The organism is Streptomyces sp. NPDC053367, assembly GCF_044545925.1.
Taxonomy (GTDB): domain Bacteria; phylum Actinomycetota; class Actinomycetes; order Streptomycetales; family Streptomycetaceae; genus Streptomyces.
In genome coordinates this window covers 362774-380516 of the sequence record NZ_JBITYN010000010.1, presented here as the reverse complement: position 1 = coordinate 380516, position 17743 = coordinate 362774, and the positions used below count along the sequence as shown (strand labels likewise).

Annotated in this window: 9 protein-coding genes, 1 tRNA gene and 1 rRNA gene; 10 read left to right on the top strand and 1 reads right to left on the bottom strand. The window is 70.6% G+C overall.

The genetic code is table 11. From position 1 onward, the window contains the following. From rrf to ACIGXJ_RS28390, 3 genes are all read left to right on the top strand, one after another. Positions 1-87: ribosomal RNA gene (gene rrf, locus ACIGXJ_RS28400) — 5S ribosomal RNA — on the top strand; the annotation flags it as partial. A 113-nt stretch (positions 88-200) separates the two neighbouring features. Next, entirely contained in the window at positions 201-863 is a 663-nt protein-coding gene (locus ACIGXJ_RS28395) for a DegT/DnrJ/EryC1/StrS family aminotransferase (RefSeq protein ID WP_399651018.1), read from the top strand. A 77-nt stretch (positions 864-940) separates the two neighbouring features. Then, a tRNA-Thr gene (locus tag ACIGXJ_RS28390) sits at positions 941-1013 on the top strand. An 83-nt stretch (positions 1014-1096) separates the two neighbouring features. On the opposite strand, the gene ACIGXJ_RS28385 is transcribed toward ACIGXJ_RS28390, so the two are convergent. Next, a complete protein-coding gene (locus tag ACIGXJ_RS28385) occupies positions 1097-3847 on the bottom strand; it encodes a SpoIIE family protein phosphatase (protein WP_399650979.1) in 2751 nt (916 codons plus the stop codon). Between the two features lie 379 nt (positions 3848-4226). On the opposite strand from ACIGXJ_RS28385, the gene ACIGXJ_RS28380 reads away from it, so the two are divergent. The 7 genes from ACIGXJ_RS28380 to ACIGXJ_RS28350 all read left to right on the top strand — a co-directional run bounded on the left by ACIGXJ_RS28380 (position 4227) and on the right by ACIGXJ_RS28350 (position 17674). Further along, a complete protein-coding gene (locus tag ACIGXJ_RS28380) occupies positions 4227-9665 on the top strand; it encodes a HAMP domain-containing protein (RefSeq protein WP_399650978.1) in 5439 nt (1812 codons plus the stop codon). 298 nt (positions 9666-9963) lie between these two features. Continuing rightward, positions 9964-10647, top strand: coding sequence for a two-component system response regulator (locus ACIGXJ_RS28375; protein WP_399650975.1), 684 nt, complete (start codon positions 9964-9966; stop codon positions 10645-10647). 117 nt (positions 10648-10764) lie between these two features. Next, positions 10765-13521 (top strand): DNA translocase FtsK, encoded by a 2757-nt coding sequence (locus ACIGXJ_RS28370; protein ID WP_399650972.1) that lies wholly within the window; start codon positions 10765-10767, stop codon positions 13519-13521. 263 nt (positions 13522-13784) lie between these two features. After that, on the top strand, positions 13785-14621 hold the full coding sequence (locus ACIGXJ_RS28365) for a helix-turn-helix domain-containing protein (RefSeq protein WP_399650970.1): 837 nt from the start codon (positions 13785-13787) through the stop codon (positions 14619-14621). 205 nt (positions 14622-14826) lie between these two features. Beyond that, on the top strand, positions 14827-16299 hold the full coding sequence (gene rimO / locus ACIGXJ_RS28360) for a 30S ribosomal protein S12 methylthiotransferase RimO (RefSeq protein ID WP_399650968.1): 1473 nt from the start codon (positions 14827-14829) through the stop codon (positions 16297-16299). Continuing rightward, positions 16296-17132, top strand: a complete 837-nt coding sequence (pgsA, locus tag ACIGXJ_RS28355) for a CDP-diacylglycerol--glycerol-3-phosphate 3-phosphatidyltransferase (protein WP_399650966.1) — start codon at positions 16296-16298, stop codon at positions 17130-17132. The genes rimO and pgsA overlap by 4 nt, the downstream gene beginning before the upstream one ends. After that, positions 17129-17674 (top strand): CinA family protein, encoded by a 546-nt coding sequence (locus ACIGXJ_RS28350; RefSeq protein ID WP_399650963.1) that lies wholly within the window; start codon positions 17129-17131, stop codon positions 17672-17674. Before pgsA ends, ACIGXJ_RS28350 begins: the two co-directional genes overlap by 4 nt. The last annotated feature ends 69 nt before the right edge of the window (positions 17675-17743 follow it).

Genomic DNA, 17743 nt, shown 5'->3' with positions numbered 1-17743 from the left:
GGTTACATTCCGAACCCGGAAGCTAAGCCTTACAGCGCCGATGGTACTGCAGGGGGGACCCTGTGGGAGAGTAGGACGCCGCCGAACAATCATTGAAAGGGTTGGGCCCGGAACTTCGGTTTCGGGCCCAACCCTTTTTTGTTGTGCGTCACTTGACGTTCACGTTGCGCGCTGAGCATCCCACCATGAGTACTGCTGCGATGCTCAGGGCCGCCGGTGTCCGACTCGGTGACGAGGTGATCGTGCCGGCCTTCGGGAACGTCGAGGTCGCCGAGGCCGTGACGATGGCCGGCGGGCTGCCGGTGTTCGCCGACATAGATCCGGTGACCTACTGCCTCGATCCGGCGGCAGTCGAGGCCGCGACAGGCCCGCGGACTGCGGCGGTCGTAGTGGTGCACCGCTTCGGCCGGCCTGCCGATCTGGTGCGGCTGCACGAGCTGGGGCAACGGCACGGGCTGCTGGTGCTGCAGGAGGGCGAGTCCGAGGAGCCGTACGACGAGATCGCGCAGCGCAGGCAGCGGGCCGCGTATCTCGACGAGCGGTTGAAGGGCGTGACCACGCCCGAGACGAGCATGGGCCACACCTATCAGCAGTACGTCGTGCGGGTGCCGGGGAACGGGCGGCCCGACCGGGACGCGTTCGCACGGGCCCTGCGGGCCAAGGGAGTTGACTGCCGGGTGCCGGTGAAGACGCCCGTGCACCGGCTGCCCGACTTCCGGCGGTGTGTGGCCCTGCCGGAGACCGAGAGGGCCGCCGACGAGACACTGGCGCTGCCGGTGGACGCGTCGTTGACCAAGCGGGACATGCAGCGGATCGTGGCCGCCTGCAATGCGCTCGGGGGACTGCTGCAGCCCGCCCTGTGAACGAGTTTGGGAATCCTCGATCGTTCGGGGTATGATCTATTCAGTTGCTGCGGGGGAAACCCCGAGAAAAGCGACCGGCCCCTATAGCTCAGTCGGCAGAGCGTCTCCATGGTAAGGAGAAGGTCAACGGTTCGATTCCGTTTGGGGGCTCAGAAGAAAAGGCCTCCGCCCATTCGGGCGGGGGCCTTTCGCATGTCCTGAGCCAACTGTCCCCGCGGTCCGGGGAAGTTGGCTCAGGCGTGGTGCAGACCCGGGACGCGCATGGCGAGAATGGCCATGTCGTCGGACGGGGCGTCGGAGGCGAAGCGTTCCACGGCGCGCATGATGCGGGCGGCGACCGCGCCGGCCGTGAGGCCCGTGCAGGTCGTCAGCACGTCGGCGAGGCCGTCGTCGCCCAGCATGCGGGTGCCCTCGCGGCGCTCGGTGACGCCGTCCGTGACACAGAGCAGGACATCGCCCGGGTCGAGCGTGACCGTCTCCTCGTAGAGCTCTAGGTCCTCCAGGACGCCCAGCAGCGGCTGGGGTTCTGCCGCGGCCTCGACCGTGCCGTCCTGGCGCAGCCGGAGCGGGAGCGGGTGGCCGGCGCAGACGACCTTCAGCTCCGCGCTGCCGTCGGGCTGCGGGCGCAGCTCGCCGTACAGGAGGGTCAGGAAGCGGCTGCGGGCTCCCTCGTCGAGGATGGCGGAGTTCAGGCGCTCCAGGACCGCGGGTCCGCTGAGGCCCTCGCGGGCGAGGAGGCGCAGGGCGTGCCGGGCGAGGCCGGTGACGGCCGCCGCGTTGGGTCCCGTACCGCAGACGTCTCCGATGGCGAAGCCGTAGGCGCCGTCGCTGATGGGGAAGACGTCGTAGAAGTCGCCGCCGACCTCGTTGCCCTCGCCGGCCGCTCGGTAGATGACCTCGACCTCGACGCCGTCGATCGAGGGCAGCTCCGGGGGGAGGAGGCTGCGCTGGAGGGACTGGCTGATCGCGGTGCGCTCGGAGTAGAGGCGGGCGTTGTCCAGGGCGAGGGCGGCACGGCGGGAGAGGTCCTCCGCCAGCTCCAGGATCTCCTGGCGGAAGTGCTCGTCGGTGGGCTTGCCCAGGGTCAGCATGCCGATGACGCGGTTGCGGGCGACCAGGGGCAGGACGACGGTCTCGCCGCCGACCGCGCCGGCCGTCGCGAGGGTGGTGCCGATACCGGAGCTGACGGTGGCCGGTTCACCGAGGCCGAGGCTGCGCATGGAGGTGCGCAGGGCGGCCTGGTGGGCGACCTCGGCGGGGGCCGTCCAGACGCGGGCGCCGGGGGCGGGGACCGGGTCCGGCGGGGGGATCTTGGAGAGCAGCGACTTGATGCCGTCGATGAGTTCCTCGTCCTCGTGCAGCACGTACGACAGATACGGCTCGGAGGCCTGGTCGGCGATCGTGTACACGGCGCACCAGGTGGCGAGGGTGGGGACCGTCATCTGGGCCATGAGAGCCAGGGTCTGGTCGCGGTCGAGGGTGCCGGCGAGGAGGTCGGAGGCCTCGACGAGGAAGCTGAGCGAGCCGCGGCGCAGACGTTCGAGCTCGCCGAGGCGGGCCGACTCGACGGCGAGGGCGATGCGGTCGGCCGCGAACTGCAGGCGAAGCGCCTCTTCGTTGCTGTAGCGGCCCGCTGCCTCGGCGGCGACGCCGAGCGAGCCGGTCAGACGGCCCTCGACCTTGAGCGGCACGGTGACGACCGAGCGCATGCCGGTGCCGTCCAGGAGGGGCACGGCTCCCGGGACCGCGGTGAGGTCGTCGTGGACGGCGGGCATCCGGGCGGAGCCGTAGCGGCCTGGGCCGGCCTCGACCGGGACGCGGGCGAAGCGCTGGCGGGCGGAGGGCAGGCCGGTGGAGGCGCGGACCTCCAGCTCCGTCTCGTCGTCGGTGGCCAGGAGGAGGAACGCGGAGTCGGCGTCGAGCATGTCGCGGGCGCGTTCCACCGTGCGCTGTAGCAGACCGTCGAGGTCGTCGGGGGCGGGGGAGCCGATGAAGACCTCGAAGGGGTCGTTGCTCTGGCCCTCGCCGGAGGTGCCGCTGTCGGAGGTGGTGACGCGCGACGGGGTCTGCAGCACCGCGCGCTCGTGGTCGCGTACCAGGAGGCAGACGGTGGAGGGCTCGCCGTCCGTGTCGCGGACGCGCAGGTGGGAGGCGTAGACGGGGACGACCCGGCCGGCCGCGTCGCGGATGCCGTAGCTGCCCTCCCAGCGGGAGAGCTGGAGGGCCTCGGCGACGCCGGTGCCGGTGCCCGGGGTGTGCGGCCAGGCGGCGAGGTCGGTGAGGGGCTTGCCGGTAACCTGGTCGGCCGGGTAGCCGAACAGTTCCTCGGCGTCCTCGTTCCACGCGGAGATGGCGCCGGTGCGGTCGATCTGGACGACGGCGACCCGGACGCGGCCGTCGGCGAGCGGCAGCAGCTCGGCCGGGAGGGACGGGCCGGCGGCGCGGGTGCCGACCGGGCGTTCGGGCAGTTCCAGCTGGAACCAGACCTGCTTGTGCGTAGGCGTGTACTCCACGCCCCAGCGGCCGGCGAGGGCCGCGCAGAGCTGGAGGCCGCGGCCGCCCTCGCGGTCGGGGCTGCCCATGTTCACGGCGGCGCCCTGGAGGGGAATCTCACGTTCGGGGTAGCGGTCGGCGACCTCGATGCGTACGCCGTCCTCGGTGCGCAGGCACAGGACGTCGGCCGAGGTGCCCGCGTGGACGACGGCGTTGGTCACCAGTTCGCTGGTGAGGACCACGGCGTCGTCGACGATGTCGGCGAAGCCCCAGCCCTGCAGGGTGTCGCGGACGAAGGAGCGGGCGGAGGCGACCGATCGCCCGACGGGCTCGAAGCTGGCAGCCGCGCGCGCGGTGATCACGGAACTCCTCGGCCGGTTGTCGGTGTGCTGGGCTGCCCGGTCGCCGGGCTCACGGCGTGCCTGTGAGGGCAGACCGCTGTCCGGCCGGGGTTCCGGGGGCTGGGCTCCCGGGATCAGTCCGGTGGTCATTGTGCGGCCGCCCCTCCGATGCCCGCTCGTATCCGGTGCCACCGCCCAGACCGGACGGACCGGCGTGGCTGGACAGCCGCATGCAAGGTTACTTACCTTCCCGGTCGATGCGGATGCCGGTCGCCGGTGTTTTCCGTCCGGAGGGTGTGCGGACCATGTGCGAAGCTGCCGAACTGTTATGGCCTGGTTCGGCCGGGGTGAAACACTGGACAGGCTCGAGGGCGAAGTCGGGACCGGCCGAGTGGCTTGACGGCCGGGCGGGCAGTGGTCCTTGACGGGCACGTTCGCGGGCCCGTGACGATCGGTGACGTACGGCCATCGGTACGTCGCGCAGCACCCGAGCACAGCAGTGACGGTCGACCCCTGCGGGAGGGACACAGTGGAGTCTGGCGCAGCGACGCGGGGCACGAAAACGCGCGATCCGCGCAAGGCGCGCGGTGGGACCACCGCGGTGGACACGGCTGCCCTGAACCGGCTGCTGGCTGCTCTGGTGGCGATGCGGGACGGCAACTTCCGCAAGCGGCTCACGGTGTCCGGCGGGGACGGCGTGATGTCGGAGATCGCGGCCGTCTTCAACGAGGTCGCCGACCGCAACATGCATCTGACCGGTGAGCTGTCGCGGGTGCGGCGGATGGTGGGCCGTGAGGGAAAGCTCACCGAGCGGCTGGAGACGGGGGCCTGCGACGGGTCCTGGGCGGCCGCGATCGACGCCTCCAACGCGCTGGTCGACGATCTTGTCTATCCGGTCTCCGAGGTGGGACGGGTGCTGTCGGCGGTGGCCGAGGGCGATCTCTCGCCGCGGATGGAGCTGCGGACGCAGGCGCCGGACGGGACGGGGCACCCGCTGCGCGGGGAGTTCCTGAAGGTCGGGCGGACCGTGAACAACCTGGTCGACCAGCTGTCGACGTTCACCGACGAGGTCACGCGCGTGGCCAGCGAGGTGGGCACCGAGGGCAAGCTGGGCGGGCAGGCGCAGGTGCGCGGGATGTCGGGTTCGTGGAAGGACCTGACGGAGTCGGTCAACACGATGGCGGACCGGCTGACCGCGCAGGTGCGGGACATCGCGCTGGTGACGACGGCGGTCGCCAAGGGCGATCTGTCGCGCAAGGTGACGGTGCACGTGGCCGGCGAGATGCTGGAGCTGAAGGAGACCGTCAACACGATGGTCGACCGGCTCTCGGCGTTCTCCTCGGAGGTGACGCGGGTCGCCCGTGAGGTGGGCACCGACGGCATTCTGGGCGGTCAGGCGCAGGTGCCGGGTGTGGACGGGGTGTGGAAGGAGCTCACCGACTCCGTGAACACCATGGCCGGCAACCTGACGGCCCAGGTGCGCGGGATCGCCGAGGTCACCACGGCTGTCGCCAACGGCGATCTGTCGCGGAAGGTGACCGTCCCGGCGCGCGGCGAGGTCGCGCAGCTGGCGGAGACGATCAACCAGATGACCGAGACGCTGCGGATCTTCGCGGACGAGGTCACGCGTGTGGCCAACGAGGTGGGATCCGAGGGGCGGCTGGGCGGCCAGGCGAACGTGCCGGGCGCGGCGGGGACCTGGAAGGACCTCACCGACAGCGTCAACACGGTGTTCCGGAATCTGACCATTCAGGTGAGGGACATCGCGGCCGTGACGACGGCGGTGGCGAACGGCGATCTGTCACAGAAGGTCACCGTGGACGTGGCCGGCGAGATGCTGGAGCTGAAGAACACCGTCAACGGCATGGTGGACCAGCTGTCGGCGTTCGGTTCCGAGGTGACCCGGGTCGCCCGGGAGATCGGTGTCGAGGGTGAGCTGGGCGGTCAGGCGCAGGTGCCGGGGGCCGCGGGGACGTGGAAGGACCTCACCGACAGCGTCAACACGGCGTTCCGCAACCTCACCGGACAGGTGAGGAACATCGCCCAGGTGACGACGGCGGTGGCGAACGGCGATCTGTCGCAGAAGGTCACCGTGGACGTCTCCGGTGAGATGCTCCAGCTGAAGAACACCGTGAACACGATGGTGGACCAGCTGTCGTCGTTCGCCGACCAGGTCACGCGGATGGCGCGCGAGGTCGGCACGGAGGGCCGGCTCGGCGGGCAGGCCCGGGTGGACGGGGTGTCCGGCCGGTGGAAGGAGCTGACCGACTCGGTCAACTCCATCACCGGCAACCTGACCTCGCAGGTGCGGCAGATCGCCCAGGTGACGACCGCGGTCGCGCGCGGTGACCTGTCGCAGAAGATCACGGTCGACGCGCGCGGCGAGATCCTGGAGCTGAAGAACACCATCAACACGATGGTCGACCAGCTCTCGGCGTTCGCCGACCAGGTGACCCGGGTGGCGCGCGAGGTGGGCACCGAGGGCCGGCTCGGCGGTCAGGCTCAGGTGCCCGGAGTGGCCGGTGTGTGGCGTGATCTGACCGACTCGGTGAACGGCATGGCCGGGAACCTGACGGCCCAGGTGCGCCAGATCGCGCAGGTCGCCACGGCGGTGGCCCGCGGTGACCTCTCGCAGAAGATCACGGTCGACGCGCGCGGCGAGATCCTGGAGCTGAAGAACACCCTGAACACCATGGTCGACCAGCTGTCCTCCTTCGCGGAGGAGGTCACCAGGGTGGCGCGCGAGGTGGGCACCGAGGGCCAGCTGGGCGGTCAGGCCGAGGTGCAGGGGGTCTCGGGCACCTGGAAGGACCTGACCCAGTCGGTGAACTTCATGGCGAACAACCTCACCGTGCAGGTGCGGTCCATCGCCGACGTGACCACCGCGGTCGCCAAGGGCGACCTGTCCAAGAAGATCACCGTCGACGCCAAGGGCGAGATCCTCGAACTGGTCACCACCGTCAACACGATGGTCGACCAGCTGTCCAGCTTCGCCGAGCAGGTGACCCGGGTGGCCCGTGAGGTGGGCACCGAGGGCATCCTGGGCGGCCAGGCTCATGTGCCGGGTGTCACGGGCATCTGGAAGGACCTCAGCGACAACGTCAACCTGATGGCCAAGAACCTGACCATGCAGGTGCGCAACATCTCCCAGGTCGCGGTGGCGGTCGCCAACGGCGATCTGACCCGGACGGTGACGATCGAGGCGCGCGGCGAGGTCGCGCAGCTCGCGGACACCTTCAACACCATGGTGAAGACGCTGAGTTCGTTCGCCGAGCAGGTCACCAAGGTGGCCCGTGAGGTGGGCACGGACGGCATCCTGGGCGGCCAGGCGCATGTGCCGGGCGTGGCGGGCACCTGGAAGGACCTCACCGAGTCGGTGAACCAGATGGCGTCCAACCTGACCGGCCAGGTCCGCAACATCGCGATGGTGACGACGGCCATCGCGAAGGGCGACCTGACCAAGAAGATCGACATCGACGCCCGGGGCGAGATCCTCGAGCTGAAGACGACGATCAACACGATGGTCGACCAGCTGTCGTCGTTCGCCGAGGAGGTCACGCGTGTGGCCCGCGAGGTGGGCACCGAGGGCCAGCTCGGCGGCCAGGCACGCGTGCGTGACGTGGACGGCACCTGGCGGGACCTGACGGAGTCCGTGAACGAGATGGCCGGGAACCTCACCCGGCAGGTGCGCGCCATCGCGCGTGTGGCGACCGCGGTGACCCGGGGCGACCTGAACCTGAAGATCGACGTGGACGCGTCCGGCGAGATCCAGGAGCTGCAGGACTACATCAACAAGATGATCGCCAACCTGCGCGACACCACGATCGCCAACAAGGAGCAGGACTGGCTGAAGGGCAACCTGGCCCGTATCTCCGCGCTGATGCAGGGCCGCCGCGACCTCGACGACGTCGCCTCGCTGATCATGAGCGAGCTCACTCCGGTGGTGTCCGCGCAGCACGGGGCGTTCTTCCTGGCGATGCCGCTGGTGGACGAGCCGGACCTGGCGACGGAGAACGAGGACCAGTACGAGCTGCGGATGCTGGGGTCGTACGGCTACTCGATGGGCTCCATGCCGACGTCGTTCCGGCCGGGGGAGGCGCTGGTCGGCACCGCCGCGCTGGAGAAGCGCACGATCCTGGTGGAGAACGCGCCCAGCGGCTATCTGAAGATCTCCTCCGGGCTCGGGGAGGCCCCGCCCGCGCAGGTGATCGTGCTGCCGGTGCTGTTCGAGGGCAAGGTGCTCGGGGTGATCGAGCTGGCGTCGTTCACGCCGTTCACGCAGATCCAGAAGGACTTCCTGAACCAGATCGCGGAGATGATCGCGACCAGCGTCAACACCATCTCCGTCAACACCAAGACCGAGGTGCTGCTGAAGCAGTCGCAGGAGCTGACCGAGCAACTGCGGGAGCGTTCGGCGGAGTTGGAGAACCGGCAGAAGGCCCTGCAGGCGTCCAACGCCGAACTGGAGGAGAAGGCCGAGCTGCTGGCGCGGCAGAACCGCGACATCGAGGTGAAGAACACCGAGATCGAGGAAGCACGGCAGGTCCTGGAGGAGCGTGCCGAGCAACTGGCCGTCTCCATGCGCTACAAGAGCGAGTTCCTGGCCAACATGTCGCACGAGCTGCGCACCCCGCTGAACTCGCTGCTGATCCTGGCCAAGCTGCTCGCGGACAACGCCGAGGGCAACCTCACCCCGAAGCAGGTGGAGTTCGCCGAGACGATCCACGGGGCGGGCTCGGACCTGCTGCAGCTGATCAACGACATCCTCGACCTGTCGAAGGTCGAGGCGGGCAAGATGGACGTCTCCCCGACGCGTATCGCGCTGGTGCAGCTCGTCGACTACGTGGAGGCCACCTTCCGGCCGCTGACCGCGGAGAAGGGCCTGGACCTGTCGGTGCGGGTCTCGCCGGAGCTGCCGGCCACGCTGCACACGGACGAGCAGCGGCTGCTGCAGGTGCTGCGCAACCTGCTGTCCAACGCGGTGAAGTTCACCGACTCGGGGTCGGTGGAGCTGGTGATCCGGCCGGCGGGCACCGATGTGCCGGTGGCGATCAGGGAGCAGCTGCTGGAGGCGGGGTCGCTGACCGACGCGGACGCCAAGCTGATCGCGTTCTCGGTCACGGACACCGGCATCGGGATCGCGGCGAGCAAGATGCGGGTGATCTTCGAGGCGTTCAAGCAGGCCGACGGCACCACCAGCCGCAAGTACGGCGGTACGGGCCTCGGGCTGTCGATCTCGCGGGAGATCGCCCAGCTGCTCGGCGGCGAGATCCACGCGCAGAGCGAACCGGGCCGTGGCTCGACCTTCACGCTGTACCTGCCGCTGCACCCGGGCGAGCTGCCTCCGCACGGCTACCCGCAGGCGGCCCTGCCGCCCGGGCAGTCGCACGCGGGCGAGCAGGAGCTGCTGCCCGAGGCGGCGATCGAGACGCCGGCGGAGGTGAAGTCGTACCACGAGACGCAGAACGGCGCCGCCGCGCTGTTCCGGCGCCGCCGCCGGGCCTCCGCGCATGCGCACAGTGACGACCTGGCCGACCGGTGGTCGGCGGGGGAGCAGGAGCCGGCGCCGCAGCCGCGCGGCGGGGTCCGGTTCTCCGGCGAGAAGGTGCTGATCGTCGACGACGACATCCGCAACGTCTTCGCGCTCACCAGCGTCCTGGAGCAGCACGGGCTCTCGGTGCTGTACGCCGAGAACGGCCGCGAGGGCATCGAGGTGCTGGAGCAGCACGACGACGTGGCGGTCGTGCTGATGGACATCATGATGCCGGAGATGGACGGGTACGCCACGACGACGGCGATCCGCAGGATGCCGCAGTTCGCGGGGCTGCCGATCGTGGCGCTGACGGCGAAGGCGATGAAGGGCGACCGGGAGAAGGCGATCGAGTCGGGCGCCTCCGACTACGTGACCAAGCCGGTCGACCCCGATCATCTGCTGTCGGTGATGGAGCAGTGGATGCGGGGGGAGTGAAACGCCGGCCGGGAGACCTGGTGGGAACTCTGTATGTGCACGCGGAGTTGCCGACGTGCCGTCGCCGGCGCCGTGTAGAAGTACGGCATCGGGGGAACCTTCTGGTCCCGCGCTGCGTTTCCGCTATGTGCACAGTGACATCGCGGTGACAGGGTGTGGCGACGGGCGGGGTGCGGCTACGATGACCGGCACGAGGACGGGCGGCGAAAGGGAGTCGTCCCCTGGGGCGGCATCCGCGGGTGTCACCCCGAGTCCTGAGGACAGGGGAGGCCCCACGCCGGGGCGAGGAGGGCGGGCCATGGTGCAGAAGGCCAAGATCCTCCTGGTCGATGACCGGCCGGAGAATCTGCTGGCGCTGGAGGCGATCCTCTCGGCGCTCGATCAGACACTGGTTCGGGCATCGTCCGGGGAGGAAGCGCTCAAAGCGCTGCTCACGGACGACTTCGCGGTCATCCTGCTGGATGTCCAGATGCCGGGTATGGACGGCTTCGAGACGGCCGCGCACATCAAGCGCCGCGAGCGCACCCGGGACATCCCGATCATCTTCCTCACCGCGATCAACCACGGGCCGCACCACACCTTCCGCGGGTACGCGGCGGGCGCGGTCGACTACATCTCCAAGCCGTTCGACCCGTGGGTGCTGCGGGCGAAGGTGTCGGTGTTCGTCGAGCTGTACATGAAGAACTGCCAGCTGCGCGAGCAGGCGGCGCTGCTGCGGCTGCAGTTGGAGGGCGGCAACAAGGGCGGTGCGGCCGTCCCCGGCAAGGAGTCCGCGGGGCTGCTCGCCGAGCTGTCGGCGCGGCTCGCGGCCGTCGAGGAGCAGGCCGAGGCGCTGTCCAAGCAGCTGGAGGGCGACTCCGCGGACGCCGCCGCGGTTGCCACGGCCGCGCATCTGGAGCGCAAACTGACCGGACTGCGCCGGGCACTGGACGCGCTGGAGCCGGGCACGGGCGGCCCGTCGTCGCCGCCGTCGCAGAACTGACGCCCGGGACGGGTCTCTTGGCCCCGCGTCAGTTCCGTGTGCGCGCGGGAGCGACACGAACGGGTGAAGCAGCGGCCACACGTGTCCGCCGTCGCCTCCACAGGTAACCTCACACCCATGGCCTCACGTCCCTCCGCAGCCAAGAAGCAGCCCGCCAGGAAGGCGGCCGCTCCCGCGAAGGCTCCGGCGAAGAAGGCCGCGGCGAAGAAAGCTCCTGCGAAGAAGGCACCCGCCAGGGCCGCCAAGAAGGCGGTGGCGAAGAAGCCGGCGCCCAGGCCGGCCCCGAGCCCGACCGGAGGCGTCTACCGGCTGGTGCGCGCCCTGTGGCTCGGCCTCGCGCACGCGGTGGGCGCCGTGTTCCGCGGCATAGGGCAGGGCGCCAAGAACCTCGACCCGGCCCACCGCAAGGACGGCGTCGCCCTGCTGCTGCTCGGGCTCGCGCTGATCGTCGCCGCGGGCACCTGGTCGAATCTGCGCGGGCCCGTCGGCGACCTGGTCGAGATCATCGTGACCGGTGCCTTCGGGCGGCTGGACCTGCTGGTGCCGATCCTGCTCGCGGTCATCGCCGTACGGTTCATCCGGCATCCGGAGAAGCCCGAGGCCAACGGCCGGATCGTGATCGGGCTGTCCGCCCTGGTGATCGGCGTGCTCGGGCAGGTGCACATCGCCTGCGGCTCGCCCGCGCGCGAGGACGGCATGCAGGCGATAAGGGACGCCGGCGGCCTGATCGGCTGGGGTGCGGCGACCCCGCTGACATTCACCATGACCGAGGTGCTGGCCGTACCGCTGCTGGTGCTGCTGACGGTCTTCGGCCTGCTGGTCGTCACCGCCACGCCGGTGAACGCCATCCCGCAGCGGCTGCGGCTGCTCGGGGTGAAGCTCGGCGTGCTGCAGGACCCGGGGCCGGCCGAGGACGGCGTGTACGACGGGTACGGCGAGTACGGCGAGTACGGCGACGACGACGCGCGCTACGACGAGCAGTGGCGCCAGGCGCTGCCCGGGCGCCCCCGCAGGCGCGGGCCCGCCCCCGAGGCGTACGACCCGGAGACGGCCGAGGAGGAGGCGCTCACCCGGCGGCGCGGGCGTCCCCGCCGCTCGGCGGTGCCGCAGCCCTCGGCGAACCGGCAGCCGGACGCCGTGGACATCGCGGCGGCGGCCGCCGCCGACCTGGACGGGGCCGTGCTGCACGGTATGCCGCCCTCGCCGGTCGTCGCCGACCTCACCCAGGGCGTCCACGTGGCCGACCGCGAGGACACCGCGCCGACGCCCGTCCCGGCCCCCGCCCAGCGGCCCCGGCAGGCGAGGACGGAGACCGGCGGCGTCCCCGACCTCACCAAGACGCCGCCGCAGGAGACCCGCGAGCTGCCGGCGCGCGCCGAGCAGCTCCAGCTGTCCGGTGACATCACGTACGCGCTGCCCTCGCTGGACCTCCTCACCCGCGGTGGCCCGGGCAAGGCGCGCAGCGCGGCCAACGACGCCGTCGTCGCGTCGCTGACCAACGTCTTCACCGAGTTCAAGGTCGACGCGGCCGTCACCGGCTTCACCCGCGGCCCGACGGTCACGCGCTACGAGGTGGAGCTCGGCCCGGCCGTGAAGGTCGAGCGGATCACCGCGCTCACCAAGAACATCGCCTACGCCGTCGCCAGCCCGGACGTGCGGATCATCAGCCCGATCCCCGGGAAGTCGGCGGTCGGCATCGAGATCCCGAACACCGACCGGGAGATGGTCAACCTCGGGGACGTGCTGCGGCTCGCGGAGTCCGCCGAGGACGACGACCCGATGCTGGTCGCCTTCGGCAAGGACGTCGAGGGCGGCTACGTCATGCACTCGCTGGCGAAGATGCCGCACATGCTGGTCGCGGGCGCCACCGGGTCCGGCAAGTCGTCCTGCATCAACTGTCTGATCACCTCGATCATGATGCGGGCGACCCCGGAGGACGTCCGGATGATCCTGGTCGACCCGAAGCGGGTCGAGCTGACCGCCTACGAGGGCATCCCGCACCTGATCACGCCGATCATCACCAACCCCAAGCGGGCCGCCGAGGCGCTGCAGTGGGTCGTACGGGAGATGGACCTCCGGTACGACGACCTGGCGGCGTACGGGTACCGGCACATCGACGACTTCAACAAAGCCGTGCGCGAGGGCACCGTGAAGCCGCCCGAGGGCAGCGAGCGGGAGCTGCAGCCGTACCCGTATCTGCTGGTGATCGTCGACGAGCTGGCCGACCTGATGATGGTGGCGCCGCGGGACGTCGAGGACGCGATCGTGCGGATCACGCAGCTCGCGCGGGCGGCCGGCATCCATCTGGTGCTCGCCACGCAGCGGCCGTCGGTCGACGTCGTCACCGGCCTGATCAAGGCGAACGTGCCCTCGCGGCTCGCCTTCGCCACCTCGTCCCTCGCGGACTCCCGGGTCATCCTCGACCAGCCGGGCGCCGAGAAGCTGATCGGCAAGGGCGACGGGCTGTTCCTGCCGATGGGCGCGAACAAGCCGACCCGTATGCAGGGCGCGTTCGTCACCGAGGCCGAGGTCGCGGTGGTCGTGCAGCACTGCAAGGACCAGATGGCGCCGGTCTTCCGCGACGACGTCACCGTGGGCACCAAGCAGAAGAAGGAGATCGACGAGGACATCGGCGACGACCTCGACCTGCTGTGCCAGGCGGCCGAGCTGGTCGTGTCGACGCAGTTCGGGTCGACGTCCATGCTCCAGCGCAAGCTGCGGGTGGGCTTCGCCAAGGCGGGGCGGCTGATGGACCTGATGGAGTCGCGCAACATCGTGGGGCCGAGCGAGGGATCCAAGGCCCGTGACGTTCTTGTGAAGCCTGACGAGCTGGACGGCGTGCTGGCGCTGATCCGGGGGGAGTCTGAAGGGTAGCGAAACGGGCCCGCGGCGCAGACCGTTGCGGGTCCGAGACTGCGTGGTTGTTCGTTTGTGACTCACCCGTAAGGGATCATTGAGCAACCGTTTCCCTTCGGCGTACGTCAAGTTGAGCGAAGCGACAAAGAGGTACCCGACCATCGGCATGACCGGCCATTCCGATGGCGTACAAAGTCCCACCGCCCGGTTGCCCCAGCCCTTTTGCACCCCCCTAGACTGAACCTCCAGCACAGGCGGCTACACGCTCGAAAGGCGCCCCCGTGTCCATCGGCAACTCCCCTGAAGACGAGCGTCCGTTCGAAGACGTTTCCGAGGAAGCCCGCCCCTCCATCGGCCGTGCACTGCGTGAGGCGCGCATCGCGGCCGGGATGACCGTCGACGACGTCAGTACCGCCACCCGCGTCCGGATCGCGATCGTGCACGCGATCGAGGCGGACGACTTCGCGCCCTGCGGTGGCGACGTCTACGCCCGCGGTCACATCAAGACCCTCGCCCGGGCCGTCCACCTCGACCCGGCGCCGCTGCTCGCGCAGTACGACGCCGAGCACGGCGGCCGGCCCGCCCCGACCCCCGCCGCGCCGCTGTTCGAGGCCGAGCGCATCCGGCCCGAGCGGCGCGGACCCAACTGGACCGCGGCCATGGTCGCCGCGATCGTCGCCGTGATCGGCTTCGTCGGCTTCACCGTCGTCAAGGGCGGCTCCGACGGCGCCGCCGACGACGTCGCCGGCGGCGCCACGCCGACCCCGACGAAGACCGCCGCTCCCTCGTCCGGCGGCAAGAAGCCGGCCGACCCCAAGCCCGACCCGACCGAGAGCGCCATCGCCGCGGCGCCCCAGGACAAGGTCACCGTCCAGGTCAGCGCCACCGACGGACGCAGCTGGGTCGCCGCCAAGGACCACAACGGCCGGCTGCTGTTCGACGGCCTGCTCAAGCAGGGCCAGTCCAAGACCTTCCAGGACAGCACCAAGATCAACCTCGTGCTCGGCGACGCCGGCGCGATCCAGCTCTACGTCAACGGCAAGAAGATCGACGACGACTTCCAGCCGGGCGCGGTGGAGCGGCTGACCTACACCAAGGGCGACCCGCAGGTCGGCTGAGCGGGAGCCTCGGGGGCTGTTCCGCCGGGACCGGCCCGAGCGCCGCGGGCGGGTCGAGCGGGGCCCGGGGGGCCGGTTCCTGACGGGGCCGGCCCGAGCGCCGCGGACCGGCCGGGCGGGCCTGCGGGACGATTCCGGGCGCGCTGGTCAAGATCGGCAGCCCCTTCGACATGGGGTGTCCGTGGGACGAAGTAGTCTTGAGCCCATGCCTGAACGCCGTACCGTCGCACTCGTCACACTTGGCTGCGCCCGTAACGAGGTGGACTCGGAGGAGCTCGCGGGCCGTTTGGAGGCGGACGGCTGGCAGCTCGTGGAGGACGCCGCCGACGCGGACGTCGCCGTCGTCAACACCTGCGGATTCGTCGACGCCGCCAAGAAGGACTCCGTCGACGCCCTGCTGGAGGCCAACGACCTCAAGGACCATGGCCGCACCCAGGCCGTGGTCGCGGTCGGCTGCATGGCCGAGCGGTACGGCAAGGAACTCGCCGAAGCCCTCCCGGAGGCCGACGGCGTCCTCGGCTTCGACGACTACGCCGACATCTCCGACCGCCTCCAGACCATCCTGTCCGGCGGCGTCCACGCCGCCCACACCCCGCGCGACCGGCGCAAGCTGCTGCCGATCAGCCCGGCCGAACGGCAGGAATCGGCCGCTGAGGTCGCCCTGCCCGGCCACGCCCCCACGGACCTCCCGGAGGGCCTCGCACCGGCCTCCGGTCCGCGCGCGCCGCTGCGCCGCCGGCTGGACGGCGCGCCCGTCGCCTCCGTGAAGCTGGCCTCCGGCTGCGACCGGCGCTGCACCTTCTGCGCCATCCCGTCCTTCCGCGGCTCCTTCATCTCGCGCCGGCCGAGCGATGTGCTGAACGAGACCCGCTGGCTGGCCGAGCAGGGCGTCAAGGAGATCATGCTGGTCTCCGAGAACAACACGTCCTACGGCAAGGACCTGGGCGACATCCGCCTGCTGGAGTCCCTGCTGCCCGAGCTGGCCGAGGTCGACGGCATCGAGCGGGTGCGGGTGAGCTACCTCCAGCCCGCCGAGATGCGCCCCGGCCTGATCGACGTCCTGACGGACACGCCGAAGATCGCCCCCTACTTCGACCTGTCCTTCCAGCACTCCGCGCCCGACGTGCTGCGCGCCATGCGCCGCTTCGGGGACACCGACCGGTTCCTGGAGCTGCTCGACACCATCCGGAGCAAGGCGCCCGAAGCGGGTGTGCGGTCCAACTTCATCGTCGGCTTCCCCGGCGAGACCGAGGCGGACCTCGCCGAGCTGGAGCGCTTCCTGAACGGCGCGCGGCTGGACGCCATCGGGGTCTTCGGCTACTCCGACGAGGAGGGCACCGAGGCCGCCACGTACGACAACAAGCTGCACGAGGACGTCGTCGCCGAGCGGCTGGCCCGGGTGTCCCGGCTGGCCGAGGAGCTCGTCTCGCAGCGCGCCGAGGAGCGCGTCGGGGAAACCGTGCGCGTCCTGGTCGAGTCGGTCGACGACGAGGAGGGCGTGTACGGCCGTGCGGCCCACCAGGCGCCCGAGACGGACGGCCAGGTGCTGCTCACGAGCGGCGAGGGCCTGAGCGTGGGTCGTATGGTCGAGGCGAAGGTGGTCGGCACGGAAGGTGTCGACCTGGTGGCCGAGCCGCTGCCGGGCTCGCACGCGTGTAGTGAGGAGGCGGGCAGATGACCGGAATCCCGGCATCCGCCGCGGGTGGCTCCTCCAAGGCGGGGCCGTCGGCGGGGGGTGCGCGCCCTCGTACGGCGGGGGCGGCTCAGGCGTCCCGGGCGGAGGCGGCCGACGGGGCCGGTGGCTCCGGAGCCGGCGGTGTCACGGGCGCCTCCGGTGGCGCCGCTTCCGCGGAGATCGACACCTCCGGTGAGGGCGGTGCCCGGCCCGCGCGCGGCGGGAAGCTGGCGGCCGCCGCCGTGAACCAGGCCAGCGTCTGGAACATCGCCAATCTGCTGACGATGCTGCGGCTGCTGCTGGTGCCGGCGTTCGTCGCGCTGATGCTCGCCGACGGCGGCTACGACCCGGCCTGGCGCGCGTTCGCCTGGGCGGCGTTCGCCATCGCCATGATCACCGACCTGTTCGACGGGCATCTGGCGCGCACCTACAACCTGGTCACCGACTTCGGGAAGATCGCCGACCCCATCGCCGACAAGGCGATCATGGGGGCGGCGCTGATCTGTCTGTCCTCGCTCGGTGATCTGCCGTGGTGGGTGACCGCCGTGATCCTCGGGCGGGAACTCGGGATCACGCTGCTGCGTTTTCTCGTCATCCGGTACGGCGTCATCCCGGCGAGCCGCGGCGGCAAGCTGAAGACCCTCACCCAGGGCGTGGCGGTCGGGATGTACATCCTGGCGCTGACGGGGTGGCTGGCCACCCTGAGGTGGTGGGTGATGGCCGCGGCGGTCGTGCTGACCGTGGTGACCGGGCTGGACTATGTAAGACAGGCCATTGTGCTGCGCAGGCGCGGAATGGCCGAACGCGAGCTGGCGTCGGAGGAGACGGAAGCGTGAGTTCCACGGCCGCCGACGTGCTGCGACTACTGAGGGTGAAGGGCGAGACGGTCGCCGTCGCCGAGTCGCTGACCGGCGGACTGGTGGCCGCGGAGCTGACCGCGGTCGCCGGGGCCTCCCAGGCCTTCCGGGGATCGGTGACCGCCTACGCCACCGCCCTCAAGCATGAACTGCTCGGCGTCGACACCACCCTGCTGGAGGAGCGCGGGGCGGTGGATCCGCAGGTCGCCGCCCAGATGGCGGCCGGTGTGCGCAGGGCGCTGGGCGCCGACTGGGGCATCGCGACGACCGGCGTCGCCGGGCCGGAGCCCCAGGACGGCAGGCCCGTCGGCACCGTTTTCGTGGCTGTGGACGGGCCGCGTAGAGCTGGTTCCGGTTCCGCCGGTGGCGGAAAAGTGGAGGCACTGCGGTTGAACGGCGACCGCGCGGAAATCCGTATGGAGAGTGTACGGAGCGTACTCGACCTGCTTCTGAGGGAGCTGTCGGGCGAACAGACCGGGAATGAGCGGGCACAGGATACGGAACAGAACGGGGGGTTTTGATGTTTGCAGCCCTGAGTGAACACGACATCGCTCCCCGCACGGCCGCAGCGCGAGGCGGTACGGTGGGGC